26 protein-coding genes are annotated in these 23,292 nt (G+C 64.6%); 4 read left to right on the top strand and 22 right to left on the bottom strand.

Going from position 1 to position 23,292, the window contains the following annotated elements:
• Positions 1–18: 18 nt before the first annotated feature.
• The 7 genes from xth to tesB all read right to left on the bottom strand — a co-directional run bounded on the left by xth (position 19) and on the right by tesB (position 8,002).
• The gene (gene xth / locus CK220_RS01030; RefSeq protein ID WP_095809784.1) at positions 19–819 is read right to left on the bottom strand and encodes an exodeoxyribonuclease III; all 801 of its coding nucleotides are present in this window, start codon (positions 817–819) and stop codon (positions 19–21) included.
• A 102-nt stretch (positions 820–921) separates the two neighbouring features.
• Complete coding sequence (locus tag CK220_RS01025; RefSeq protein ID WP_095809783.1) at positions 922–1,590, bottom strand: outer membrane lipoprotein carrier protein LolA; 669 nt, start codon at positions 1,588–1,590, stop codon at positions 922–924.
• Positions 1,591–1,733: 143 nt separating this feature from the next.
• Positions 1,734–4,391, bottom strand: coding sequence for a DNA translocase FtsK (locus tag CK220_RS01020; RefSeq protein ID WP_095809782.1), 2,658 nt, complete (start codon positions 4,389–4,391; stop codon positions 1,734–1,736).
• A gap of 210 nt (positions 4,392–4,601) precedes the next feature.
• The gene (locus CK220_RS01015; protein ID WP_095809781.1) at positions 4,602–4,877 is read right to left on the bottom strand and encodes a hypothetical protein; all 276 of its coding nucleotides are present in this window, start codon (positions 4,875–4,877) and stop codon (positions 4,602–4,604) included.
• Between the two features lie 296 nt (positions 4,878–5,173).
• Positions 5,174–6,355: an ammonium transporter gene (locus CK220_RS01010; protein ID WP_245428955.1), complete on the bottom strand. Its 1,182-nt coding sequence runs from the start codon at positions 6,353–6,355 to the stop codon at positions 5,174–5,176.
• Between the two features lie 196 nt (positions 6,356–6,551).
• Complete coding sequence (locus CK220_RS01005; protein ID WP_066998360.1) at positions 6,552–6,890, bottom strand: P-II family nitrogen regulator; 339 nt, start codon at positions 6,888–6,890, stop codon at positions 6,552–6,554.
• A gap of 248 nt (positions 6,891–7,138) precedes the next feature.
• Positions 7,139–8,002: an acyl-CoA thioesterase II gene (gene tesB / locus CK220_RS01000; protein WP_095809779.1), complete on the bottom strand. Its 864-nt coding sequence runs from the start codon at positions 8,000–8,002 to the stop codon at positions 7,139–7,141.
• Between the two features lie 107 nt (positions 8,003–8,109).
• Between tesB and CK220_RS00995 the strand changes: the two genes are divergently transcribed.
• Positions 8,110–9,372, top strand: coding sequence for a ubiquinone biosynthesis hydroxylase (locus tag CK220_RS00995; protein WP_095809778.1), 1,263 nt, complete (start codon positions 8,110–8,112; stop codon positions 9,370–9,372).
• Between the two features lie 203 nt (positions 9,373–9,575).
• Here CK220_RS00995 and CK220_RS00990 read toward each other — a convergent pair whose 3' ends face one another.
• The 3 genes from CK220_RS00990 to CK220_RS00980 all read right to left on the bottom strand — a co-directional run bounded on the left by CK220_RS00990 (position 9,576) and on the right by CK220_RS00980 (position 10,783).
• Complete coding sequence (locus tag CK220_RS00990; protein WP_095809777.1) at positions 9,576–10,106, bottom strand: hypothetical protein; 531 nt, start codon at positions 10,104–10,106, stop codon at positions 9,576–9,578.
• A 99-nt stretch (positions 10,107–10,205) separates the two neighbouring features.
• The gene (locus tag CK220_RS00985) at positions 10,206–10,562 is read right to left on the bottom strand and encodes a YciI family protein (protein ID WP_095809776.1); all 357 of its coding nucleotides are present in this window, start codon (positions 10,560–10,562) and stop codon (positions 10,206–10,208) included.
• A 2-nt stretch (positions 10,563–10,564) separates the two neighbouring features.
• Positions 10,565–10,783: a hypothetical protein gene (locus tag CK220_RS00980; RefSeq protein ID WP_095809775.1), complete on the bottom strand. Its 219-nt coding sequence runs from the start codon at positions 10,781–10,783 to the stop codon at positions 10,565–10,567.
• 214 nt (positions 10,784–10,997) lie between these two features.
• Here CK220_RS00980 and CK220_RS00975 point away from each other — a divergent pair, with 214 nt between their 5' ends.
• Positions 10,998–11,423 carry an OsmC family protein gene (locus CK220_RS00975; protein WP_095810238.1) on the top strand — a complete coding sequence of 142 codons (426 nt, stop codon included), beginning with the start codon at positions 10,998–11,000 and terminating at the stop codon, positions 11,421–11,423.
• Positions 11,424–11,686: 263 nt separating this feature from the next.
• Here CK220_RS00975 and CK220_RS00965 read toward each other — a convergent pair whose 3' ends face one another.
• From CK220_RS00965 to CK220_RS00930, 7 genes are all read right to left on the bottom strand, one after another.
• Positions 11,687–12,319 (bottom strand): DUF480 domain-containing protein, encoded by a 633-nt coding sequence (locus tag CK220_RS00965; protein WP_095809774.1) that lies wholly within the window; start codon positions 12,317–12,319, stop codon positions 11,687–11,689.
• Positions 12,320–12,552: 233 nt separating this feature from the next.
• Entirely contained in the window at positions 12,553–13,332 is a 780-nt protein-coding gene (locus CK220_RS00955) for a succinate dehydrogenase iron-sulfur subunit (RefSeq protein WP_095809772.1), read from the bottom strand.
• On the bottom strand, positions 13,332–13,766 hold the full coding sequence (locus CK220_RS00950; RefSeq protein WP_095809771.1) for a DUF3052 family protein: 435 nt from the start codon (positions 13,764–13,766) through the stop codon (positions 13,332–13,334). The genes CK220_RS00955 and CK220_RS00950 overlap by 1 nt, the downstream gene beginning before the upstream one ends.
• Before the next feature lie 2 nt (positions 13,767–13,768).
• Entirely contained in the window at positions 13,769–15,604 is a 1,836-nt protein-coding gene (sdhA, locus tag CK220_RS00945) for a succinate dehydrogenase flavoprotein subunit (RefSeq protein ID WP_095809770.1), read from the bottom strand.
• A gap of 4 nt (positions 15,605–15,608) precedes the next feature.
• Positions 15,609–16,004: a succinate dehydrogenase, hydrophobic membrane anchor protein gene (sdhD, locus tag CK220_RS00940; protein ID WP_095809769.1), complete on the bottom strand. Its 396-nt coding sequence runs from the start codon at positions 16,002–16,004 to the stop codon at positions 15,609–15,611.
• Entirely contained in the window at positions 16,004–16,426 is a 423-nt protein-coding gene (sdhC, locus tag CK220_RS00935; RefSeq protein WP_095809768.1) for a succinate dehydrogenase, cytochrome b556 subunit, read from the bottom strand. The genes sdhD and sdhC overlap by 1 nt, the downstream gene beginning before the upstream one ends.
• A 223-nt stretch (positions 16,427–16,649) precedes the next feature.
• Positions 16,650–17,123, bottom strand: coding sequence for a hypothetical protein (locus tag CK220_RS00930; protein ID WP_095809767.1), 474 nt, complete (start codon positions 17,121–17,123; stop codon positions 16,650–16,652).
• Between the two features lie 246 nt (positions 17,124–17,369).
• Here CK220_RS00930 and CK220_RS00925 point away from each other — a divergent pair, with 246 nt between their 5' ends.
• On the top strand, positions 17,370–17,723 hold the full coding sequence (locus CK220_RS00925) for a hypothetical protein (protein ID WP_095809766.1): 354 nt from the start codon (positions 17,370–17,372) through the stop codon (positions 17,721–17,723).
• On the opposite strand, the gene CK220_RS00920 is transcribed toward CK220_RS00925, so the two are convergent.
• Positions 17,707–18,909 carry a GGDEF domain-containing protein gene (locus CK220_RS00920; RefSeq protein ID WP_095809765.1) on the bottom strand — a complete coding sequence of 401 codons (1,203 nt, stop codon included), beginning with the start codon at positions 18,907–18,909 and terminating at the stop codon, positions 17,707–17,709. The genes CK220_RS00925 and CK220_RS00920 overlap by 17 nt on opposite strands.
• A gap of 120 nt (positions 18,910–19,029) precedes the next feature.
• Positions 19,030–20,223, bottom strand: a complete 1,194-nt coding sequence (locus CK220_RS00915; RefSeq protein ID WP_095809764.1) for a diguanylate cyclase — start codon at positions 20,221–20,223, stop codon at positions 19,030–19,032.
• A gap of 124 nt (positions 20,224–20,347) precedes the next feature.
• Between CK220_RS00915 and CK220_RS00910 the strand changes: the two genes are divergently transcribed.
• Complete coding sequence (locus CK220_RS00910) at positions 20,348–20,662, top strand: hypothetical protein (protein WP_095809763.1); 315 nt, start codon at positions 20,348–20,350, stop codon at positions 20,660–20,662.
• Between the two features lie 58 nt (positions 20,663–20,720).
• On the opposite strand, the gene leuC is transcribed toward CK220_RS00910, so the two are convergent.
• From leuC to CK220_RS00895, 3 genes are all read right to left on the bottom strand, one after another.
• On the bottom strand, positions 20,721–22,130 hold the full coding sequence (gene leuC / locus CK220_RS00905) for a 3-isopropylmalate dehydratase large subunit (protein WP_095809762.1): 1,410 nt from the start codon (positions 22,128–22,130) through the stop codon (positions 20,721–20,723).
• 80 nt (positions 22,131–22,210) lie between these two features.
• Positions 22,211–22,372: a hypothetical protein gene (locus CK220_RS00900; protein WP_176478951.1), complete on the bottom strand. Its 162-nt coding sequence runs from the start codon at positions 22,370–22,372 to the stop codon at positions 22,211–22,213.
• Positions 22,373–22,608: 236 nt separating this feature from the next.
• A complete protein-coding gene (locus CK220_RS00895; RefSeq protein ID WP_095809760.1) occupies positions 22,609–23,259 on the bottom strand; it encodes a class I SAM-dependent methyltransferase in 651 nt (216 codons plus the stop codon).
• Between the last annotated feature and the right edge of the window lie 33 nt (positions 23,260–23,292).

Below are 23,292 nucleotides of genomic sequence, written 5' to 3'. Positions count from 1 at the left end.
CCTCAGCCGATTGAGCGCTCAATCCAATTGAAACTTCGCGATGACCGGCACATGGTCCGACGGCTTCTCCCAGCCGCGCGCCGCCTTGAGAATCTCGTAGCCGGCAAAGCTCGGCACCAGATTGGCGGACGACCAGATATGGTCGAGCCGCCGGCCGCGGTTCGATGCTTCCCAGTCCTTCGCGCGGTAGCTCCACCAGGTGTAGAGTTTTTGCTCGGCCGGCACGTTGAGCCGCATCAGATCGACCCAGCCGCCGGCCTGCCGCATCGCCTCGAAGTGTTCGGTCTCGACCGGCGTGTGGCTGACGACGTTGAGCAATTGCTTGTGCGACCACACGTCATGCTCCTGCGGCGCGATGTTGAGGTCGCCCACCAGGATCGAGGCATCGTCCTGGCTCGCCGGCACGCTGTTCATCTCGTAGACGAAATCGAGCTTGTGGCGGAATTTCCGGTTGATCTCCGGGTCCGGCTCGTCGCCGCCGGCCGGAACGTAGAAATTGTGCAGCAGGATCGACCTGCCACCGGCCTGGACCTTGACCGAGAGATGCCGGCTGTCGTCGATCTCGCAGAAACGCCGCTTCTCAACCAGCTCGATCGGCCGGCGCGCCACCGTCGCCACGCCGTGATACCCTTTCTGGCCGTGGAACAGGATGTGCTCGTATCCCGCCTTGCGGAAAGCCTTTTCCGGAAACAGCTCGTCCGGAACCTTGGTTTCCTGCAGGCAGAGCACGTCGGGCGCCTGCTCCTTGAGCAGCCGCTCGACGATCGGCATGCGCAGACGCACCGAGTTGATGTTCCAGGTGGCTATGGTGAAGGGCATCTAGGGAGGTCCGGCAAAAGATCGCCGATCTACTGCCAGCCACGCGCCATAAAGACAAGCCGGCCCGCGTTGCCGGCCGTCCCTGCCTGAGCAGGGGCGGATCTACCGCGTCTTGGTATTGAGCTCGCGGTTCGCCGTATAGTCGATGGCGAAGGTGTCGTCCGGGATGGAGACGCCTTCCTTGACGTTGAAGATCATCACCGTCGTGTCCTTGCCCTGCGCGTCGGTGATCGTCCACTGGCGCAGTTCGTAGGTCTTCGGATCGAACATCATGGTGATCTTGGCGTTGCCGAACACCGACTTGTCGGAGAGTTGGATGGTGGTGAGGTCGTCTTCTTCCTTGACGGCCTTCACGCGCCCGCCCGAGAGGTCGATCCGGTCGTCGAGCAAAAGCTTCAAGGGCGTCTTCGACAGCGGATAGAGGTCGGAGGTGTTCAGCTTCTTGTTGAGGATGACGACCGACTTGCCGTCGGAGATCACCCGGAAATTCGACGATCCGTCATAGTTGAAACGGATCTTGCCGGGACGTTCGAGGAAGAACTTGCCGCCGGTCTGCTCGCCCTTCGGGCCGAACTGCACGAACTCGCCGCTCATCGATTTGACCGAGGAAAAATGGTCGGCGATCTTTTGCGCCGCCGGCGGCACCGCGGCCTGCGCCAGGGCCAGAAGTTGGAAGCCCGGCACGACATTGATGGCGGCGGCGCCCGCGAGCACCAGGCCAAGGCCGAGCACCTGTCGGCGGGTCGGAGCGAAATCTGTCTGGGTCTTCATGCCGGTCACTTCCTGTGATTTGCCTTGGTCGCTGTCTCTGGACCCCCAGTTGGGCCTAAGTTTGGCGGGTCGCACGGCGCTTGGTCGCATCAACGCGCCAGAAGGTTCAAAGTTGCCGGCCGCCTCCTGCGGGCCTCGCCGGGCTAGAACTTGTCGTCCTCGGTGGGAACGAGAATCTCGCGTTTGCCGGCGTGGTTGGCCGGGCCGACGATGCCCTCCTTCTCCATCTTCTCGATGATCGAGGCCGCGCGGTTGTAGCCGATGCCGAGCCGGCGCTGGATGTAGCTGGTCGAGGCCTTTCCGTCGCGCAGCACCACGGCCACCGCCTGATCGTAGGGATCGTCGGAATCCTCGAAATTGCCGCCACCGCCGCCGCCGGAACCGCCCCGGCCCGAGGCGCCGTCCTCGTCGTCTTCCTCGTCATCCTCGGTGATAGCGTCGAGATATTCCGGCACGCCCTGCAGTTTGAGATGGCCGACGATCCGCTCGACCTCGTCGTCCGAGACAAAGGGACCGTGGACGCGCTGGATACGGCCGCCGCCGGCCATGTAGAGCATGTCGCCCATGCCGAGCAGCTGCTCCGCCCCCTGCTCGCCGAGGATGGTGCGGCTGTCGATCTTCGACGTGACCTGGAAGGAGATGCGGGTGGGGAAATTGGCCTTGATGGTGCCAGTGATGACGTCGACCGACGGGCGCTGCGTCGCCATGATGACATGGATGCCGGCGGCGCGCGCCATCTGCGCCAGGCGCTGCACCGCGCCTTCGATGTCCTTGCCGGCCACCATCATCAGGTCGGCCATTTCGTCGATGATGACGACGATATAGGGCATCGGCTCGAGGTCGAGATCCTCGGTCTCGTAGATCGCCTCGCCGGTCTGGCGGTCGAAGCCGGTCTGCACGGTGCGCGAGATTTTCTCGCCCTTCTTCTCGGCCTGGCTGACGCGTGCGTTGAAGCCGTCGATGTTGCGCACGCCGACCTTGGACATCTTGCGGTAGCGGTCTTCCATCTCGCGCACCGTCCATTTCAGCGCCACCACGGCCTTCTTCGGATCGGTGACGACGGGCGTGAGCAGGTGCGGGATGCCGTCATAGACCGAGAGCTCGAGCATCTTCGGATCGATCATGATCAGCCGGCATTCCTGCGGGGTGAGCCGGTAGAGCAGCGACAGGATCATGGTGTTGATGGCGACCGACTTGCCCGAGCCGGTGGTGCCGGCGACCAGCACGTGCGGCATCTTGGCGATGTCGACGATGACCGCTTCGCCGTTGATCGTCTTGCCGAGCGCCAGGGCTAGCTTCGCCTTGGTGGTTTCGAAATCGCGGCTCGCCATGATCTCGCGCAGATAGACCGTCTCGCGCTTGGCGTTCGGCAGCTCGATGCCGATGGCGTTGCGGCCGGGCACGACCGCGACGCGGCAGGCGATCGCGCTCATCGAGCGGGCGATGTCGTCGGAAAGGCCGATGACGCGCGAGGATTTGATGCCGGGCGCAGGTTCCAGCTCATAGAGCGTGACGACCGGACCCGGGCGGACATGGATGATCTCGCCCTTGACGCCGAAATCCTCGAGCACGCCTTCGAGCAGCCTCGCGTTCTGCTCCAGCGCGTCCTTCGACAGGCTTGGGTCTTTCGCCACGTTCTTCGGTTCGGACAGGAAATGCAGCGACGGCATCTCGAACGTGCCGGAGCCGATCAGCGAGGTCTGCGCCTCGCGCTGAACGCGTGCGCCTTGGACCGGGCGCGGCGCAGGCGCCTCCACGCGCGTCGCCGCGTCCGAGCGGAAGTTGCGCACATTGGTGCGGCGTTGGACCGGCTCCTCGTCGTCGAAGTCGTCGAGATCGGCTTCCTCGTCGTCGAAGACATCGTCGTCCACCGGATCGACCGAAGCGCTGCGGTCGTTGACCATTGCGGCGAAGAATTCCGGCTCGACGCGGGCACGGCCGCCGGGGCTCATCCTGGATTCGGCGTACTCGGCCGATTCGACCCGTTCGGCGGCGCGGCGCCAGGCGCTGGCCCGCGGCTCCATCTGAGGCTCGAACTCGTCACGCTCCTGCCTGCGCCGCGCGGCACGGCGGTGCATCCATGCGCGGAAGGACAGCCACCAATGGGTGATGGCGCCGAGCGCAAGAATGCCTTCGTCGCCCTCGTCTTCATCCTCATCGAAGAGCAGATCGTCCTGCTCGCGCGGTTCCGGCTCGGCGGCGCGCTCCATGACGGCAAAGCCGTTCTTGCGCGCGATCAGCGCCGAGCCATAGGCGAACAGCCAGAGCGCCGGCGTGGCAAGCACAACGGCGATGATGGTAGCGAAAAGGCCCTTCGGATAGCCGCCGACGGCGATGCCCGGGATCTTCAGCACCATGTCGCCGAACACGCCGCCGAGACCGGTCGGCAGCGGCCAGGTGTTGGGCGGCGTGACGCAGCCGACGATCGCCGCGGCAAGCAGCGCGAAGCCGAACCAGGCAAGCCCGCGCTTGCCCAGCCTGTCGACGCTGCGGGCGGAGAAGAGCAGAAAACCCCAGATCACCGCCGGCACAAGCCCGGCGACGGCGGCAAGGCCGAAGAACTGCATGGCAAGGTCGGAAAACACCGCGCCCGCATAGCCCATGGCGTTGGTGACGATGTTGTTGGTGGCGTGCGAAAAGCTCGGATCGGCGACGTTCCAGGTAGCGAGGCTGGCGACGCCGAAAGCGGTGAACACGAACAGCCCGGCGCCGACCAGGCGCCCGACCTGCCGCCGCGCGAACGCCTGGATGCCGTGCTCCGTATCGGTCAGCGCGAGCGGTGCTGAAGCGCCTGAACGCATGCCTCTTCCCCGTGTGTCGATGCCTGGCCGGATGCGTGACGCATGCCGGGAGATTCGTCTCCCAGACTATCGGCGGGAAGGTTAAGGCCGCATTAACCATGGCCTTTTACCGAGATGCTCCCGGAAAGGGATGGCGGGCCCATGAAGCTCGCCATCCTTCGTTGGCAACGACGAAACGATCAGGCCCGTAAGGACCCGATCTGCCGCACATTACTTGTGACCGGCGTACTGCATCAGGTTGGCGCAGAATTCGGCGTGAGGCTTGCTCATCGCCGCGTCCTGGCACTCCTTCATCATCGCGTCCTGTTTGTCCTTTGCCGTCGTCGCCCAGGCGGCCTTGAAATCGGCCTCGGACTTCATGGTCTTCATGCTGGAATCGGTGAAGAACGGGGCCATGTTGTCGGGCGAGTCGAGCGCGCCGGCAAGTGCAACACCGCTGACCATCGACACAGCCATTGCTCCCAGGAAGATATTCTTGCAGTTCATTGGTCGGTTCCTTCCCTGATATTTGGCGACACCACGATGGCGGTCGCAATCCCAGTACGGAACCGGAAGGGCCGACGTTTCACACAGGCGCGATCAAGTGAACGTGATCGAAACGCTGCATGCTCATATCGGAGAAAAAAGGAGGCCCGGAATGTCTTCCGGGCCTCAAGGCGTGAGCCCCTTTCGAGAGCATCACGACGGGATCTTGGGAGTAAATCGGGAAGGCCGCGCCGCGGCTTTCCTTGATATCCGGGCCGGCGGGAGGAGGATCCGCCGGTCCTTGGCAGGGTTCGGCCTTATGGCACGACTTCGCCGTGCTGGGTGACGTCGAGACCCTCGACCTCCTCCTGGGTGCTCGGACGCAGGCCGACCAGCGCCTTGACGATGTAGAGGATCACCAAGGTGGCGACCGCCGTCCATACGATGGTGACAGCGACGCCGTATGCCTGCTTGGCGAGCGAGGCGCCCGACGACAGGCTGTTGATCGCCGGATCGGCGAGCACACCGGTCAGCAGTGCGCCGACGATGCCGCCGACGCCATGGACGCCGAAGGCGTCGAGCGAGTCGTCATAGCCCATGGCATGCTTGAGCTTGACCGCCGACAGGTAGCAGACGACGCCGGCGATGATGCCGACGAAGAAGGCACCGGTCGGGTTGACGAAGCCGGAAGCCGGCGTCACCGCGACCAGGCCGGCGACGGCGCCCGAGATGATGCCGAGCACCGACGGCTTCTTGGCGACGATCCATTCGGCGAACATCCAGGCCAGTGCCGCCGCGGCGGTGGCGACCTGCGTGTTCAACATCGCAGCGCCGGCGAGGCCGTCGGCCGCCAGTTCCGAACCGGCGTTGAAGCCGAACCAGCCGACCCACAGCAGCGAGGCGCCGATGACCGAATAGACCAGGTTGTGCGGCGCCATGTTGGTGGTGCCGTAGCCCTCGCGCTTGCCGAGAACGAGCGCGCAGACCAGGCCCGCGACACCGGCATTGATATGGACGACGGTGCCGCCGGCGAAATCGAGCACACCGGCGGTGGCGAGGAAGCCGCCGCCCCATACCCAGTGCGCGACCGGCGCGTAGACGACCAGCAGCCACAGGCCCATGAAGATCAGGAGCGCCGAGAATTTCAGGCGCTCGGCGAAGGCGCCGGCGATCAGCGCCGGCGTGATGATGGCGAAGGTCATCTGGAACATCGAGAAGACGAACTCGGGGATGTTCGCCACGCCGGGCGCCCACAGCGAGGAAGTGGTGATGCCGTGGTGGAAGAATTTCGAGGCACCGCCGATAAACTTGTTCATGCCGCCGCCGTCGGAGAAGGCCAGCGAATAGCCGAACATGAACCACAGCACCGTCACCAGGCAGGTGATGGCGAAGCTCTGCATGATGGTGGCGAGCACGTTCTTCTTGCGCACCATGCCGCCGTAAAACAGCGCTAGGCCCGGAATGGTCATCATCAGCACCAGCGCCGTCGACGTCAGCATCCAGGCGGTGTTGCCGGTATCGAGTGCGGGCGCCGGCGCGGCCGGCGCAGCGGCGGTGGCTGCCGGGGCGGCCTCCTGCGCGAAGGCGGCGGCGGTGCTGAACGCTACGAGAGCGAGCGCAGCGGCCGCGCGTCCCGTCGTCTTCAAGGAGGAAGGAATATTCATTGAACTCTCCGTTGGAATGGCTGGTCGCCGCTTAGAGCGCGTCGGTGTCTGTTTCGCCGGTGCGGATACGCACCGCCTGGTCGATGCCGAAGACGAAGATCTTGCCGTCGCCGATCTGGCCGGTCTTGGCGGCGGAACTGATGGCTTCGACGGCCTTGTCGACCATGTCGGCGCCGACGGCGACCTCGATCTTGATTTTGGGCAGGAAGCTCACGGCGTATTCCGCGCCGCGATAGATTTCCGTATGTCCTTTCTGACGCCCGTAGCCTTTGACTTCGGTGACGGTCAGGCCCTGGATGCCGACGGCGGTGAGCGCTTCGCGCACCTCGTCGAGCTTGAACGGCTTGATGATTGCCATCACGATTTTCATAAGGTTTCACCCTTTGCTGTTGCGGTCCCCCGCGTTTGCACACCTTCACCGATCCCGAGGAGAGCCGGAGAGTGCACAACAGGATTCAAGCTCCGTGCCAATTGCCGAAGCAGGGCATTAACCTGTTGTAAACAAAGGTGATCAGCAGCCCTTGCACAACAAACATGCGCAGCGGCGAAATGGCTCGTGATTAAAAAATGGGCAAAATTTGGAAAATGCCTGCTTTCTAGGCCTGCCTCGAAGCCGGCTTAGCGTTTCAGCCGGATCAGGCCTTCCTGCGCGACCGAGGCGATCAGCGTTCCGTCGCGCGCGAACAGCGATCCGCGGGTGAAACCGCGCGAGCCTTGCGTGGAGGGGCTGTCCTGCGTGTAGAGGATCCAGTCGTCCAGCGAATGACTACGGTGGAACCACATGGCATGGTCGAGGCTGGCCGCCTGGATGTCGCGATCGAAGATGGCGCGGCCATGCGCGAAGGTCGAGGTGTCGAGCAGCGTCATGTCCGAGAGATAGGCAAGCACCGCCGCCTGCGTGGCGCGGTCTTCCGGCACCGGGCCCGTGGTGCGGATCCAGATATTCTGCTCCGGCTCCAGCTTCTCGCGGCTGGTATAGTGCTTGAGCATCACCGGCTTCATCTCGATCGGCCGGTCGCGCTCCCAGTAGCGTCTGATGCCTTCCGGCACCGCCTCGCCGAACTTGCCGAGCAGCTCGCGCTGCGACAAAAGGGTGTCGGGCGCCGGCACGTTGCGCGGCATCGGCAGCTGATGCTCCAGGCCGACCTCGTCCTGCTGGAACGAGGCTTCCAGCGAGAAGATCGCCTGCCCATGCTGGATCGCCACCACCCGGCGCGTGGTGAAAGAGCCGCCGTCGCGGATGCGGTCGACCTCATAGACGATCGGGACCTTGGTGTCGCCGGGCCGCATGAAATAGCCGTGCAGCGAATGCACATGGCGCGCCGGCTCGACCGTACGCTGGGCGGCGACCAGCGCCTGGGCGATCGTCTGGCCGCCGAACACGCGCTGCCAGTCGAGCTTGGGGCTGCGACCACGATACAGGTTGTGTTCGAGCTGCTCGAGGTCGAGAATGTCGAGAAGCTCGTCCATGGCCACCGTCATGTTCAACGTCCTTCAAAGATGTGTCATGGCCGGTTTCGGGCAGGAGAGCCGGGCAGTCAAGCTGCAACGGCCGCCGCGGCGGCCGTAGGTCGCGAAAGGAAAGTGCCATGGTCGACCGCAAGGCGGATGCAGCGGACAAAACCTCGGTGGACGTGCTGGTGGCGGGCGCCGGCTATGTCGGCCTTGCCGCGGCCGTGTCGCTGAAGCAGGCGCGACCGAGCCTTGCTGTCGCCATTGTCGATGCGGCACCTGCCGGGCTCTGGCAAAAGGACGGCCGCGCCTCGGCGATCGCCGCCGCGGCCTGCCGCATGCTGGAGCAGCTCGGCGTCTGGGACGAGATCGCGCCGGAAGCGCAGGCGATCACCGAGATGATCATCACCGATTCGCGCGCCGCCGATCCGGTGCGTCCGGTGTTCTTGACTTTCGACGGCGAGGTGGCGCCCGGCGAACCCTTCGCCCATATGGTGGCCAACCGGGTTCTCAACGGCGCGCTGCGCCGCCGCGCCGAAAAACTCGGCATCGACATCATCGAAGGCATGGCCGTCAGCGCCTTCGACACGAACGGCGCCGGCATCACCGTGCATCTGGCCGATGGCGCCGCGCTCAAGGCCTGCCTGCTCGTCGCCGCCGACGGCGTCAATTCGAAGCTGCGCGACATGGCCGGCATCAAGACGGTGAAATGGGAATACGGCCAGTCCGGCATCGTCTGCACGGTCGCCCATGAGCGCCCGCACAATGGCCGCGCCGAGGAACATTTTTTGCCCGCCGGCCCCTTCGCCACCTTGCCGCTGAAGCCCGAAGAGGACGGCACCAATCGCTCCTCGATCGTCTGGGTCGAGCGCACGGAAGACGCGCAGAGGCTGGTCGAGGGCGACGAGTTCGTCTTCGAGCATGAGCTGGAGCAGCGCTTTGGGCTGAAGCTCGGCGAGATCCGCGTCGCCGACAAGCCGCGCGCCTGGCCGCTCGGCCTTATCCTTGCCCGCGCCTTCGTCGTGCCGCGCATCGCGCTCGCCGGCGATGCCGCGCACGGCATCCATCCGATCGCCGGTCAGGGCCTCAATCTCGGCTTCAAGGATGTCGCAGCACTTGCCGAAGTGGTGGTCGAGGCCGACCGGCTCGGCCAGGACATCGGCGCGCTCGACGTGCTCGAGCGCTACCAGCAATGGCGCCGCTTCGACACGTTGCAGATGGGCGTCACCACCGACGTGCTGAACCGTCTGTTTTCAAACGACATCGGCCCGCTGCGCGCCGTGCGCGACATTGGCCTCGGCCTCGTCGAGCGCATGCCGAAGCTCAAGGACTTCTTTATCCGCCAGGCCTCGGGCCTGTCAGGCGACACGCCGCGGCTGTTGAAGGGCGAGGCGATCTGATCTGGGAGGAGTGCAGAGGTTCAGGAGGGTCCAGAACGGACGCGAAGTGATCGAAGACGCCAATCGGCGCAACGTCGGCGAAACCGCCGACGAGAGCGCCCCTCTCCCCGTCACTACACGGGGAGAGGATGCCGGCAGGCAGGTGAGGGGCGGCACAGACGCCCGAGATTGGTTTAATATCCGAAGCTGACTGCCCGCAGGCTTCAATTGACCTCGAAGCCGAGCTTCTGCCGCAACCGCAAAATCCGCTGGTCGGCGATCCGCAGGCGTTGCTCGCCGCCCTGTGCCACCCGGTTCAGCATGCTGAGCAGATCGTCCCTTTCGTGCGGGTCGAGGCGCTCGCGCAACAACGGCGCCAGCTTGTCGATGACGATCGTGGTATCGTCGATCTGCGAGGCTGCCCATTTGGCGTAGACGACGGCCACGTCGGTCTTCTTAGGATTGCCGGCAATCTGCGCGATCACCTCGCGGATGACGGCCTCGCGCTGCGGCAGGATGGGGCCATGTTCCGCAACGATCGCGGTGATCAGCGTCGCGGCGGCCACGACCGGATCGTCGATCGCCGTCAGCGGCGAAAGTGCCGCCTGTTTGCGCAGCTTCTTGCGGCGGATATTGCCCTGCACGCGGCCGATAACGTCGGCGACCTCGCTGGCCGCCTCGTTCATCGCCTTCAGCCGGTACCACCAGATGGCCGCTGCGCCGAGCAGGCCAAGCATCGCGAGCAGAAAAGGCATGCTGAATTCCCCCCGAAATCCACGCAACGATAGAAGAAGTACAGCATCGCTTCAACTCGCGACAATTGCGGCGATGAACAAACCGCTAATAGCTCTCGATCATGACCCCGGTATGTCGTAGACCGCCCTGACCTCGACGGTGCCGAGCTCGGCCAGCGGAATGCCGTCTGCGATCGCCATCGCCTCGTCGAGATCAGCGGCCTCGACCATGACGAAGCCGAGCAGCTGTTCTTTCGTCTCGGCGAACGGCCCGTCGGTGACCAGCCGCTTGCCCTTGCGCCGCCTGAGCGATTTCGACATCTTCACCGGCTGCAGCGCCTGCGCGATGATCAGCTTGCCTCGTCGATCGAGTTCCCTGTCGTAGGCGAGCGAGTCGGCGTCGAGCTTGGCGGATCTTTCCGGCGTGAGCGCGAAGAGGTCCTTTTCCTCGCCGTAGACCAGCAGGACATATTTCATTGTCAGTTCCCTTCCTGTGATGAACCATAGGAGGCGACGGCGTTGCTGTCAGCCTTGCTTCTGACGGCCGCATGATCGAGCAGGCATGCCGCCATCCCGATTATGGCCACGGCCGCCACCAGCCGGCCGAGGCCGGAGGGCGGCGGATCCAGCCAGAAGTCTTCCGGTCGTTGCACCCTTCGGCCGGGACGCCTCCAAAGTGCGAAAAACAGATTGTCCATCTCAACCTCCTTCGGCCCCTAACTTCGTGGCCGCCCGCAGGACGGTCCGGCCGCCGGGAAGTCGACATTTTTGCAGGCGCTTTTTTTGAGAATTTTTTCGCGGGCGCCGACTTCGCGGGCGCAATCGCGCCATGGTCTTCCGGCGCGCTCGCGCTATAGTTCAGGGGAACGCCGGCGCCCGCCGGCGCGAACCCCGACAAGCCAGGAGGACTTCATGGACCGCACCGCAAACGCCGTCTGGAAAGGCAATCTGAAAGAGGGCAAGGGCACGCTGGACACGCAGAGCGGGACCCTGAAGGGCATACCCTATTCGTTCAGTGCGCGCTTCGAGGATGAGAGCGGCAAATCCGGCACCAATCCGGAAGAGTTGATCGCCGCCGCCCATGCCGGCTGCTACGCCATGCAGTTCTCGCATTTCCTGGCCGAGAACGGCACGCCCGCCGATCAGCTCGACGCCAAGGCGGTGGTCACGCTGGTGCCCGGCACCGGCATCACCGGCAGCGCTCTGACGGTGGTCGGCAAAGTGCCGGGCATCGACGCGGCAAAGTTCCAGGAGCTGGCCGAGAAGGCCAAGGCCGAGTGCCCGGTCTCAAAGGCGCTCGGCGCCATCAAGGTGTCGTTGGACGCCAGGCTGGGGTGAAAGCCGACGCCGCTTTGCAGGGCTGCTCACGATAAGGGTTGGCGCCGCCCCTCACCTGCCTGCCGGCATCCTCTCCCCGTATAGTGACGGGGAGAGGGACGCTCTCGTCGGTGATTTCGCCAATCCTCATCTTTGCAAGAATGGCGCCGAGGGTGCGCCCAGCTTCTTTCTCCCCGTCACTATACGGGGAGAAATGCCCGGCAGGGCAATGAGGGGCAGCGCAAACTTCGGCGATGATTCGAAGCGAAGGCTGAAGCGGGCTATTACCCGCCCAGCGCTTCGATCTTCGCCCGCAGCGCCGCGACCTCTTCCTCCAGCGCCTTCACGCGGGCCTCGAGATCGAAATCCGAAGATGTCGCCGGCGGCTGCCACGGCGCCGCCACTGCCGACACCTCCACCGGCCCGCTCAGCAAATGCACATAGCGCTCCTCGCGCTGGCCCGGGGCGCGTTCGAGCAGTTCCACGAGCGGCGGACGGCGGCCGATCATGAGGTCGAGATTGTCGCGAAGCTCTTCGATCGACCCGAAGCGCGCCATGCGCTCCGAACGGGCGAGCAGCTCATGCGCCGTCTGCGCGCCGCGCAGAAGCAAGAGGCCGATCACCGCGATCTGCGGCGTGGTCAGAGAAAAGCGCTGCGCCATCAGATGCTCGTAGCGCTCGACGCGCGAAGCAAAAGCCTGGCGCACCAGACGCTTCTGTTCGAGCGAGCTGAGCGCCCGCCTGACCTCGGTCAGCTCCAGCGCCATCACCGGCTCGCGCGCCGTCTTCTGGTTGGCGGCGGCATGCGCACCGTTCAGCGTCAGCGGATAAACGTCCGGCGTCAGCTCCTTTTTCTCGATCAGTGAGCCGAGCACGCGGGCTTCGATGGAAGAGAGGATTGGAAGGTCTTCGCTCATTGGGGTGGCTATCCTTTGAAGCTGGAGGGACAGCACCCCCCCTCTGGCCTGCTGGCCATCTCCCCCGCAAGGGGGGAGATCAGCAGCTTATGCGTTCGTCCATTCTTACGACGTTTAAGACTAGCGAAAGCGGGAATGACAGCCAATCTCCCCCCTTGCGGGGGAGATGTCCGGCAGGACAGAGGGGGGTGTGACGGAACGCGGCGTTCGAGATCGCCACGAAACCGCGAACCCTAAACCCTTCTCTCCACCATCATCTTCTTGATTTCCGCGATCGCCTTCGCCGGGTTCAGCCCCTTCGGGCAGGTCTGCGCGCAGTTCATGATGGTGTGGCAGCGATAGAGCCGGAACGGATCCTCGAGATTGTCGAGCCGCTCGCCGGTCGCCTCGTCGCGACTGTCGATCAGCCAGCGATAGGCCTGCAGCAGCGTTGCCGGGCCGAGATAGCGCTCGCCGTTCCACCAGTAGCTCGGGCACGAGGTCGAGCAGCAGGCGCACAGGATGCATTCGTAGAGCCCGTCGAGCTTCTCGCGGTCCTCATGGCTTTGCAGCCATTCCTTGGCGGGCGTCGGCGAAACCGTCTTCAGCCACGGCTCGATCGAGGCGTGCTGGGCGTAGAAATTGGTGAGGTCGGGCACCAGGTCCTTGATCACCGGCATATGCGGCAGCGGATAGATCTTCACCGCGCCGGAAATGTCTTCGGCGCCCTTGGTGCAGGCGAGCGTGTTCGAGCCGTCGATGTTCATGGCGCAGGACCCGCAAATGCCTTCGCGGCAGGAGCGGCGCAGCGTCAGCGTCGGGTCGATCTTGTTCTTGATCCACAACAGCGCGTCGAGCACCATCGGCCCGCAATCGTCCATGTCGACGAAATAGGTGTCCATGCGCGGGTTCTCGTCATCGTCCGGCGACCAGCGGTAGATGCGGTATTCGCGCAGATTGGTTCCGCCATCCGGCTTCGGCCAGATCTTGCCCTGCTGGACTTTGGAATTCTTCGGAAGCGTGAGTTCGACCATTACCTGCGGTCCTTTCGGATGACGAGCTTCAGCCCGGACCAGATTTCGTTCACGGCGGCGACCTTGACGTCGACAAGGTCCCGCTTGAGCGCCTCGGCGCGGATGACGTCCTCGGTGACGTCGGTCGGCACTTTCGAAGCTTTCTTCGGCCAGGAGACCCAGACCATTCCGTCGCGCTTGATCGCCGTCTCGATGCCGGCAAGGCCGTCCTCGATCTCGGCGCGCTGCCGGGTGAAGGCGTGCACGGCATCGTATTTCCGGTTGCCGGAGATCGCCGACCACCTGGGCAGCCGATCGACCCCGGCAAACGCGACGGCCCCAGCCAACTCGTCGAGCTCCGGCGGCAGGGCGATGAAGGCGGCGACCATGCCGTCCTTCAGGCCGAGCTTGGCCGGAAGGGGCGTGCCGGAATATCCCGCGGCCGCCAATGCCATGGTCAGTAGACCCTGGCCTTTGGCGCGATCTTGGCCAGGCTGATGCCGCCATCCTTTTCCGCCAGCAACGGTTCGGTGTGCACTGGTCGATAGCTGAGCGTCACCTTGCCGTCCTCGCTGACATGGGCCAGCGTGTGCTTGCGCCAGCTGGCGTCGTCGCGCGCCGAGAAATCTTCCCGCGCGTGCGCGCCGCGGCTCTCCTTGCGCGCTTCGGCGCCGTAGACCGTGGCGATGGCGTTGACCATCAGGTTTTCGAGCTCCAGCGTCTCGACCAAATCCGAGTTCCAAATCATCGAGCGGTCGAAGACCTTGACGTCCTTGAGCTCGCTCCAGATCTGCGAGACGCGTTTGCAGCCGTTTTCCAGCGATTCCTGCGTGCGGAACACCGCCGCGTCTTCCTGCATCGCCCGCTGCATCTTTTCGCGCAGCGCCGCGGTCGGTGTCGAGCCGCTGGCGTGGCGGAGCTTGTCGAACCGGTCCATGATCTTGTCGACCGATTCCTGATTGGGCGAAGCAATCGACGACTTGCGATCGATAACCTGGCCGGCGCGGATTGCGGCTGCGCGGCCGAACACGACGAGATCGATCAGCGAGTTGGAGCCGAGCCGATTGGCGCCGTGCACCGAGGCGCAGCCAGCCTCGCCCACCGCCATCAGGCCAGGCGACACCCGGTCCGGGTTGTCGAAGGTCGGGTTGAGCGCCTCGCCCCAATAATTGGTCGGCACGCCGCCCATATTGTAATGGACGGTCGGCAGCACCGGGATCGGCTCCTTGGTCAGGTCGACGCCGGCGAAGATCTTGGCTGATTCCGAGATGCCCGGCAGCCGCTCGTGCAGCACTGCCGGATCGAGATGGTCGAGATGCAGGAAGATGTGGTCCTTGTTCTTGCCGACGCCGCGGCCTTCGCGGATCTCCAGCGTCATGCAGCGCGAGACCACGTCGCGCGAGGCGAGGTCCTTGGCCGACGGCGCGTAGCGCTCCATGAAGCGCTCACCTTCGGAATTGACGAGATAGCCGCCCTCGCCGCGCGCGCCTTCGGTGATCAGGCAGCCGGCGCCATAGATGCCGGTCGGATGGAACTGCACGAATTCCATGTCCTGCAGCGGCAGCCCGGCCCGCGCGGCCATGCCGCCGCCGTCGCCGGTGCAGGTATGCGCCGAAGTGGCGGAGAAATAGGCGCGACCATAGCCGCCGGTCGCCAGCACCACCATCTTGGCCGAGAAGCGGTGGATGGTGCCGTCGTCGAGATTCCACGCCACCACGCCGGTGCACGTGCCGTCCGGCTCCATGATCAGGTCGAGCGCGAAATACTCGATGAAGAACTGCGCGTTGTTCTTCAGCGACTGGCCGTAAAGCGTATGCAGGATGGCGTGGCCGGTGCGGTCGGCGGCGGCGCAGGTGCGCTGAACCGGCGGGCCGTCGCCATAGTTCATCATGTGGCCGCCGAACGGCCGCTGATAGATCTTGCCCTCTTCGGTACGCGAGAACGGCACGCCGTAGTGCTCGAGCTCGTAGACGGCGGCCGGCGCCTCGCGCACCATGTATTCCATGGCGTCGACATCGCCGAGCCAGTCCGAACCCTTGACGGTGTCATACATGTGCCACTGCCAGGAATCCGGGCCCATGTTGGAGAGCGACGCGGCGATGCCGCCTTGCGCCGCGACCGTGTGCGAGCGCGTCGGGAATACCTTGGTGATGCAGGCGGTGCGCAGCCCCTGCTCGGCCATGCCGAGCGTGGCGCGCAACCCGGCGCCGCCGGCGCCGACGATCACCACATCGAATTTGTGATCGACAAAGGTGTAGGCCGAAGCCGTGCTGGCTGTATTTGCGCTGGCCAAGACGTCAGCCTCCGAATGCGAGTTTGAGCAGAGCGAAGAGCGAGGCGACGCCGACTGCAATTGAGAAGAACGTGTTGAGGGCGATCAGCGCCAGCTTCATGGCCTCGCCATGCACATAGTCCTCGATGATGACCTGCATGCCGATCCGCATGTGGTAGAGCGCGGAAATCAGCACCAGCGATAACACCAGCGCCACGAAGGGGTTCGCGAGCGATGCCCGCACTTCCGTATAGCCGTGGCCGTTGAGGGCGATCAGGAAGCCGACGAAGAACAGGATGAGCGGGATGTTGGCCACCGCCGTCAACCGCTGGCGCCAGAAATGGCCTGTACCCTCACGCGCCGAACCAAGGCCGCGAACCTTGCCGAGCGGCGTGCGCATGTCCGAATTTTTTGCGGTCATCAGAGTGCTCCCCGCGCAATGTAGCCCGCGATCCAGATCAGCAGCGTCAGCACGATCGAGCCGGCGAGCGTTGCCCATGCGATCTTCGAGGCGGTGTTTTTTTCGAGCCCGGCGCCGGTGTCCCAGACGAGATGGCGCAGGCCGCCCAGCATGTGGTGCATCAGCGCCCAGGTGTAACCTAACAGGACCAGCCGGCCGAGCCAGGAGCCGAAGGCCCAGTTGACCCAGTCGAACGCGGCCTGCGAACTCGACGCAGCGATCAGCCAAGCCGCCACCAGGAGCGTGCCGAAATAGAGGGCGCCGCCGGTGATGCGATGGATGATCGACATCGTCATCGTGATCGGCGGCCGATAGATGGTCAGGTGCGGCGAGAGCGGCCGTTCACGTCTGGCGACTGCGCGGGTGGCTGGTGATTTGCTCATGGCTCCCCCAGATCGGCGTTCCTGAGCCGTGAAGGATGCGGCTTTTGCCGCCTCGACATAGGGCCTCGGATAGCGGGTTTCTAATGCGCTTTTTGCACCGCGTCAAAGCCGGAAAATCGTTTTGGAAACGTCATTTAGTCTGACAAAACGGGGAAATTCTGCTTCAATCGATTAGCGGTCGATCTGCAGCCGGCGCAACGTCGCTGCAGTGCAATAAGATACGTCATCTTTTGCAGCTCTGCGGCGTGGACCCCTTCTTCATGACCAGCGCCTCGCGACCGTCGATCACGATTGCGTCATGCGTTGCCGCTTCCTGGTAGCGGCTGGTCTGATTGGCGGGCGACGCTGGAAACACTTGGGCCGAGCCATCCGGCCCGAGCACACGCAGCGACGAGCCGAGATTTTGGATGGTGATCATGCCGCCATTGCCGCATCTGTAGGTGGCCGTTCCGACGCCGGCTCGCGGCATGGTCAAGTCGGTGGTGATTTTGGTTGCAGGTGGCGCAGCTGCTGCGGGTGTCTTGGGCGTTGCGGCAGCTCCGGCCGCGGGAGCGACGGGTTGGCTGGTTGGAATGGGCGAGACTGCTGGCGATGCCGTATTCGCCGCCTTCGGCACGCCGTCCTGCGGCACGCAGGCGGTAACCGCAAGAAGCAGCGGAACAGCGAGCGACACCCAAATCGCGCGGCCAAACGTCATGTGCTGCCCCTTTCGTGCGCGGCACGCTAGCCACGCAATGTGCCAAGATCAAGTTCGCCTGGGTCAGCTGGGCCGGGACGGGCGGCGCGACAGGCGGAGCCAAGGCGCCGAAATTAACCATGTTCATTAAGTTCCGGTCCTGATGCCCGTCTGCCCACTTAACAAAGGTTAAGAAAAGGTTAATTTCCGATTCGCACGACGTTTGCAGGGCGATCCCGAGGGTCGCACCGTCCAAGGGAGAGCGACATGCGTTGGAATTCAGTGCGGGCAAGCCTGGCGGCCGTTACGCTGACGGCACTCGCCACTGCAATTGCTGCGCCGGCCGAAGCCGGCTTGCGCCATCACGACCGCGTCTATGCCGATTCCTTCGGCAACCTCGTCATCGACAGCGCCGCCGGCTACAAGCGCATCATCGTCGGCGAGGGCAGGCACGCCAAGCAGCTCTCGAACTTCACCGGCGCCGGCCAGCCCGACGTCAGCTACGATTCCGACGCTGCCGGCGCCCCGGGCTGCTACCAGCCGCCGGTCTTCATCAAGGGCCGCTCTTATATGTACGGGCTCTCCGACGGCGAGATGCCCAACCTCAGCCCCTGCCGCTGACCGCCGCCGGGAACTGCCGGCGCGCGGTCCCGACCGAAAGGCGCACGCAGTCGCGGCCGCCATTTTTGGCCGCGTAAAGCGCTTCGTCGGCGCGCCGCAGCAGACCTGAAAAATCCTCGTCCACACTAAGCTCGGCGACGCCGAAGCTGGCGCTGCAGCGGTGATCGGCGGGCAGGCCCTCGATCGGCAGCCCGCCGAAGGCGCTGCGCGCGCCTTCCGCGAACAATCGCGCGGCAGCAAGGTTGGTGCCGGGAAGGATGATGGCGAATTCCTCGCCGCCGATGCGGCCGGCGACGTGATGCTCGGCCGCTGCCTCGCGCAGCAAGCCTGCGAAGGTCTCGATGACGCGATCGCCGCAGGCATGGCCGTAGCTGTCGTTGATCCTCTTGAAGTGGTCGAGGTCGGCGATGACCAGCGCCAGCGATACGCCCCGGCGCACCGCATCCCGCAACGCCAGCTCGGCATGGCGTTCGAAACCGCCGCGGTTGAGGAGCCGCGACAGCGTGTCCGTCTCCGATTTCGACATCGCCTCGGCCAGCACGTCGCGCACCAGGATGGCGAGCGCGAGCAGCGCCAGCGCCAGACCGAACACGGTGCCAAGCGACTGCGACACGAGCGCATAACCCGTCTGCACATAGGATTGCGGATTGGCGCCCCAGCCGCCCAGCGCGCCGGCGATCAAAGGCTTTGATGCGAACTGCAGGGCGCTTGCCGCGAGCACGAGCATCAGCAGGTGATCGAGCCGCTCGAGCCGCTGCCTGGAGGACAGTACGATGCCAAGAGCGGTGAACTGCATGGCCGCATAAGGAAGCTGATAGGTCAACATGCGGGTGAGCGAGTATCGCGGCAGGTCCTGCACCAGATAGACGGCGGCCGAGGCCACGGCCAGGAAGCCCAACATCGGCGCCCAGGGCGGCGCCACGCCATATTTGTGGGCAAGCCCGCCGTTGAAGGCGATGGTTGCGCCGAGGAAGACAGCGAAGGCCATGACAACCGGCAGCCGGGCATCGGCAAAAGCGGGGATGCTGAACTCGATGGCGAAATAGGCCATCCCGAGCAAATAGCCGAAAGCCAGCCAGCGCGCCGACAGACGCCCGACGTCGTGGACGGCGATCGCCGCGAAGGCCGCCGCCAACAGCCCGGCGACGAGCAGATTGATCATCAGGATGAAATCAGCGCTGCCCATGTTCCCTTCGAAGCCGGCCCAGGCAGAAAACCATCGACCGGCGAAAAACACGTTAACGCCGCACGCCTTCGGACAGTGATGTTGGCTGGTCAGCTGCTCTGGACGGGTTAGCCTGCGATTTCAGCCGACGCTCACCGCTTCAGGCACGAAGGCGGTTTCGGGGCGCTCGTAGGAAAGGCGGACGCTGTCGCGGCCATTCCTCTTGGCTTTGTAAAGCGCCTCGTCGGCGCGGCGCATCAGCGGCGCCAGCCCTTCCACGCCGCTGCGGGCCGCGACGCCGAAGCTCGCTGTCACCCTGGTGCCGGGCGGCAGGCCGTCAACGGCTCCGGCCGAATAGAAGGTGCGGATCGCTTCGGCGAACAGGCGCGCCGCGGCGAGATCGCTGAGCGGCAGAAGCACGGCGAACTCCTCGCCGCCGATGCGGCCCGCAGCGCCGCGCGCGCCGGTGGCAAAGCGCAGCTTGGCAGCGAAGTCGGCAATCACCCGGTCGCCCGCCTCATGTCCGTGCTGGTCATTGAGCGCTTTGAAGTGATCGAGGTCGGCAAGCACCAGCGCGACGGGAAACCCGGCCTTGGCGCATTGATCGAGCAGAGCTCCCGCCCGTTCCTCGAAGCCGCGGCGGTTGAGGAGGCCGGACAGCGGATCGGTATGGGTTTCGGCCTTGAGCGCCTTCATGACATCGAGCGCGGCCGCGGTGAACAGGCAGAGCGCGATCAAGAGGGAGAGAAGCGCATGCGAGAGCAGCGCCGTCGTCCAGTAGGACGAGCCGTAGAAGCCGTCATAGCTTGGGAACGGTCCATGAGCGATGACGACGATCAGGGTACGGGCGGTGAAGTTCAGCGCGGAAAGCAGGGCCAGCGTGAACAGGATTTTCTCAGGCCCATTGTTGCGCACTGTCCTGAGCTCGGCGGCGACGAGCAGGCTCAGGCCGCCGAAGCCGAAATTCATGCTGAGCACGCGCCAGGTAAGATCCGGCTCGACGAACATGAACCATGCGAAGGCGGCGAGCCCGCCGACGGCCATGATGCCGATGCCGAAATAGGGCACGCGCCGGCCGTAGCGCGCGATGATCGCGCCGGAAAGGCAGCAGGCGGCTATTGTGAAACATATGTTGGAGATCAGCTTGGTCGCCACGATGCCGAGCGGCAACGTGAAATATTGCAGCAGGAAACCTGACGCCGACAGGCAGTAGCTCGCCGCCAGCACCGCCAGATACGGACGATGGCGCTGATAGAACCACAGCACGAGGAACGCAGCGCCGAGCGCCAGCGCTATCGTCGGATTGAGCAGCGCTATGAGCAGACCGGTGTCCAACGGACCGTGACTTCCCCAAGTTACCCAAAGGGAGATGCTAGTCCGGAAGCACAAACAAGCGGTTAAGCGACGGCACGGAACAGCTCCGGAACAGCAGCGTTCTCAACAAAACAGGAGAACTCCGATGGCCGGTACAATCACCCTGACCGAGCACGATGCGATCCGTTCCTGGGCAGCGGCGCGCGCCGGATTTCCGGCCATCGTCGACATTTCGCCCGAGGCCGGCACGCAACCCATGCTGCGCCTGGTTTTTGGCCAGAACGCCTATGAGGACGACGACCGCCCGGAGCGGCCTCCCAACGCCGGCGGCTACGAACTGGTCGAATGGGACGAGTGGTTCAAGATTTTCGACGAGCAGAAACTGGCGCTGATCGTCGCCGCCGATGAGCCTGGCCGACGTGAGGAGTTTCACGAGATTACCCGGCTCGGCGACCGCTGACCGAAAAAAGGCCCGGATCGCGGTGCGCCGGGCCTTTGATCGCGTCAGCAGCGGGCCGTTACTTCCAGTCGCGAATATCGACGAAATGGCCGGCGATCGCCGCCGCCGCCGCCATGGCCGGCGAGACCAGATGGGTGCGGCCCTTAAAACCCTGCCGGCCCTCGAAATTGCGGTTCGAGGTCGAGGCGCAGCGCTCATGCGGCTTCAGCCGGTCGTCGTTCATCGCAAGGCACATCGAGCAGCCGGGCTCGCGCCAGTCGAAACCGGCGGCGACGAAGATCTTGTCGAGCCCTTCGGCTTCGGCCTGCTCCTTCACCAGGCCGGAGCCCGGCACGATCATGGCATTGACGCGCGGATTGACTTTCTTGCCCTCGACCACCTTGGCGGCGGCGCGCAGGTCCTCGATGCGGCCATTGGTGCAGGAGCCGATGAAGACGCGGTCGAGCGCGATGTCGGTGATCTTGGTTCCGGGCGTCAGCCCCATATAGTCGAGCGCGCGCAGCTTCGAGGAACGCTTGTTCTCGTCGGCGATGTCGGCCGGATTCGGCACGAAACCCTGTACCGACACGACATCCTCGGGCGAGGAGCCCCAGGAGACGATCGGCGGCAGTTTTTGCGCATCGAGCACGACCACCTTATCGAAATGCGCACCTTCGTCGGAATGCAGGGTCTTCCAGTAAGCAAGCGCGGCGTCCCAGGCGGCGCCCTTCGGCGCGCGCGGCTTGTCCTTCACATAGGCGAAGGTGGTCTCGTCCGGCGCGATCAAGCCGGCGCGCGCACCGCCCTCGATCGACATGTTGCAGATCGTCATGCGGCCTTCCATCGACAGCGAGCGGATCGCCTCGCCGGCATATTCGATGACATAGCCGGTGCCGCCGGCGGTGCCGATCTCGCCGATGATGGCGAGGATAATATCCTTGGCGGTGACGCCTTCCGGAAGCTGGCCGTCGACGCGCACCAGCATGTTCTTGGCCTTGCGCTGGATCAAAGTTTGCGTCGCCAGCACATGCTCGACTTCCGAAGTGCCGATGCCGTGCGCCAGCGCGCCGAACGCGCCGTGCGTCGAGGTGTGGCTATCGCCGCAGACAATGGTCATGCCGGGCAGCGTGAAGCCCTGCTCCGGCCCGATGATGTGGACGATGCCCTGGCGGACGTCGTTCTCCGAATAATATTCGATGCCGAAATCCTTGGCGTTCTTGGCCAGCGCCTCGACCTGGATGCGGCTTTCCTCGTTCTTGATGCCGAACTTGCGCTCGGGCGAGGTCGGCACGTTGTGGTCGACCACGGCGAGCGTCTTCTCAGGATGGCGAACGTTTCGGCCGCTCATGCGCAAGCCTTCGAAGGCCTGCGGGCTGGTGACCTCGTGGACGAGGTGGCGGTCGATATAGAGCAGGCAGGTGCCGTCATCCTGGCGGTCGACGACATGGTCGTCGAAGATCTTGTCGTAGAGGGTGCGCGGTGCGCTCATGTGCGTAAATCCGTCGATATGAGAATGGGAAAAGCTGGCGCCGGGGCTTCTGACCGGCGAAGCGACTGGATCAGTCGGCCTCAGCTAAGTCGGCTCGTGAGGGCGCCGGACACGCGCGCGGCAAATCGCGACGGCAGGCGCTTCCTGTCCTGCAGCACGAAACCTTTATAGGCCGGATCGCCGAAAAGCTCTTCCATGGCCGGGTAGATAGCAATGTTTTGGCCTTTCGGCAATTGCGACAAGAACCTGGTTCCTCGCCCCACGAAGTGGGGAGAGGTGGCCCGGCGAAGCCGGGACGGAGAGGGGCCTGCGCGGCGTCCGGAGTTTAGGGCCGGTGGGCGCCTTGAGCCTTCAGTCTCGCGCCCTGTTCGTCACCGGGTTTTGGCGTCGCGAATGTCGCCCCCGCTCCGTCCCGGCTTCGCCGGGCCACCTCTCCCCCGCTTTCGCGGGGGCGAGGAATGGCGCCAGGTTTACCCGCTCACATCACTTCGAACACGAAAGTCTTCACCAGCGCGTCCGGGTCGCCGATCGCATAGCAGCGGAACCACGGGCTTTCCTCGACCGGCCGCCATCTCCTTGCCTGCCTGAGCTGGTCGAACACCGCCTGGAAGCCACCGCTCTCAAAGACCTGGTCGCGCACGGTGAAGATGGCGTGGCCGCCGCTCTTCGTGATGCGCACCAGTTCGTGCAGGCCCTCGGCCGGCGCGTGGCCGATCGTAAAGACGCCGGTCGAGAAGAAGGCGCGGAAATGGTCGTCCGGCCAGGGCAGCGGGTCGCCGAGCATTGCCTTTTTCAGCTCGCTGTAGGCGGGCTTGCCGTTGGCTTGGCGGCTGCCTGCGATCTTCAGCATGTCGTCGGAAAGGTCGAGACCGGCGATGTCGCCATAGCCCAGGGCCTTGAGCGACGGCCCGGACAGGCCGGTGCCGCAACCGGCGTCGAGCAGCGGGCCTTCGCCCGCCGGCACATGCCGCGCCACCCAGGCGGTGATGAGGAAGGGCAGCAGATAACCGAGCGAGGCGGTCTCGCTGTCATAGGTCGCAGCCCATTCGGCATAGGCCTTGGCGAGCGCCTCCGGCGTCTCGGCCGAATAGACGGAGTCCAGCGCCGCATTGGCCTTGTCGAAAGTCATGGGTCAGCTCCTGGACGTTACCAACCCAGGAAG

The sequence above is a fragment of the Mesorhizobium sp. WSM3860 genome (assembly GCF_002294995.1).
In the GTDB taxonomy this organism is placed as follows: Bacteria; Pseudomonadota; Alphaproteobacteria; order Rhizobiales; family Rhizobiaceae; genus Mesorhizobium.
The sequence above is the reverse complement of the archived record's forward strand: the minus strand, read 5'-3'. Positions and strand labels throughout refer to the sequence as shown.

What these genes read in the sequence shown, in the direction of transcription:
- xth (WP_095809784.1), bottom strand. Translation starts at nt 819, where the DNA reads ATGCCCTTCACCATAGCCACCTGGAACATCAACTCGGTGCGTCTGCGC.
- CK220_RS01025 (WP_095809783.1), bottom strand. Translation starts at nt 1,590, where the DNA reads ATGAAGACCCAGACAGATTTCGCTCCGACCCGCCGACAGGTGCTCGGC.
- CK220_RS01020 (WP_095809782.1), bottom strand. Translation starts at nt 4,391, where the DNA reads ATGCGTTCAGGCGCTTCAGCACCGCTCGCGCTGACCGATACGGAGCAC.
- CK220_RS01015 (WP_095809781.1), bottom strand. Translation starts at nt 4,877, where the DNA reads ATGAACTGCAAGAATATCTTCCTGGGAGCAATGGCTGTGTCGATGGTC.
- CK220_RS01010 (WP_245428955.1), bottom strand. Translation starts at nt 6,355, where the DNA reads ATGCTGACGTCGACGGCGCTGGTGCTGATGATGACCATTCCGGGCCTA.
- CK220_RS01005 (WP_066998360.1), bottom strand. Translation starts at nt 6,890, where the DNA reads ATGAAAATCGTGATGGCAATCATCAAGCCGTTCAAGCTCGACGAGGTG.
- tesB (WP_095809779.1), bottom strand. Translation starts at nt 8,002, where the DNA reads ATGACGGTGGCCATGGACGAGCTTCTCGACATTCTCGACCTCGAGCAG.
- CK220_RS00995 (WP_095809778.1), top strand. Translation starts at nt 8,110, where the DNA reads ATGGTCGACCGCAAGGCGGATGCAGCGGACAAAACCTCGGTGGACGTG.
- CK220_RS00990 (WP_095809777.1), bottom strand. Translation starts at nt 10,106, where the DNA reads ATGCCTTTTCTGCTCGCGATGCTTGGCCTGCTCGGCGCAGCGGCCATC.
- CK220_RS00985 (WP_095809776.1), bottom strand. Translation starts at nt 10,562, where the DNA reads ATGAAATATGTCCTGCTGGTCTACGGCGAGGAAAAGGACCTCTTCGCG.
- CK220_RS00980 (WP_095809775.1), bottom strand. Translation starts at nt 10,783, where the DNA reads ATGGACAATCTGTTTTTCGCACTTTGGAGGCGTCCCGGCCGAAGGGTG.
- CK220_RS00975 (WP_095810238.1), top strand. Translation starts at nt 10,998, where the DNA reads ATGGACCGCACCGCAAACGCCGTCTGGAAAGGCAATCTGAAAGAGGGC.
- CK220_RS00965 (WP_095809774.1), bottom strand. Translation starts at nt 12,319, where the DNA reads ATGAGCGAAGACCTTCCAATCCTCTCTTCCATCGAAGCCCGCGTGCTC.
- CK220_RS00955 (WP_095809772.1), bottom strand. Translation starts at nt 13,332, where the DNA reads ATGGTCGAACTCACGCTTCCGAAGAATTCCAAAGTCCAGCAGGGCAAG.
- CK220_RS00950 (WP_095809771.1), bottom strand. Translation starts at nt 13,766, where the DNA reads ATGGCATTGGCGGCCGCGGGATATTCCGGCACGCCCCTTCCGGCCAAG.
- sdhD (WP_095809769.1), bottom strand. Translation starts at nt 16,004, where the DNA reads ATGACCGCAAAAAATTCGGACATGCGCACGCCGCTCGGCAAGGTTCGC.
- sdhC (WP_095809768.1), bottom strand. Translation starts at nt 16,426, where the DNA reads ATGAGCAAATCACCAGCCACCCGCGCAGTCGCCAGACGTGAACGGCCG.
- CK220_RS00930 (WP_095809767.1), bottom strand. Translation starts at nt 17,123, where the DNA reads ATGACGTTTGGCCGCGCGATTTGGGTGTCGCTCGCTGTTCCGCTGCTT.
- CK220_RS00925 (WP_095809766.1), top strand. Translation starts at nt 17,370, where the DNA reads ATGCGTTGGAATTCAGTGCGGGCAAGCCTGGCGGCCGTTACGCTGACG.
- CK220_RS00920 (WP_095809765.1), bottom strand. Translation starts at nt 18,909, where the DNA reads ATGGGCAGCGCTGATTTCATCCTGATGATCAATCTGCTCGTCGCCGGG.
- CK220_RS00910 (WP_095809763.1), top strand. Translation starts at nt 20,348, where the DNA reads ATGGCCGGTACAATCACCCTGACCGAGCACGATGCGATCCGTTCCTGG.
- leuC (WP_095809762.1), bottom strand. Translation starts at nt 22,130, where the DNA reads ATGAGCGCACCGCGCACCCTCTACGACAAGATCTTCGACGACCATGTC.
- CK220_RS00895 (WP_095809760.1), bottom strand. Translation starts at nt 23,259, where the DNA reads ATGACTTTCGACAAGGCCAATGCGGCGCTGGACTCCGTCTATTCGGCC.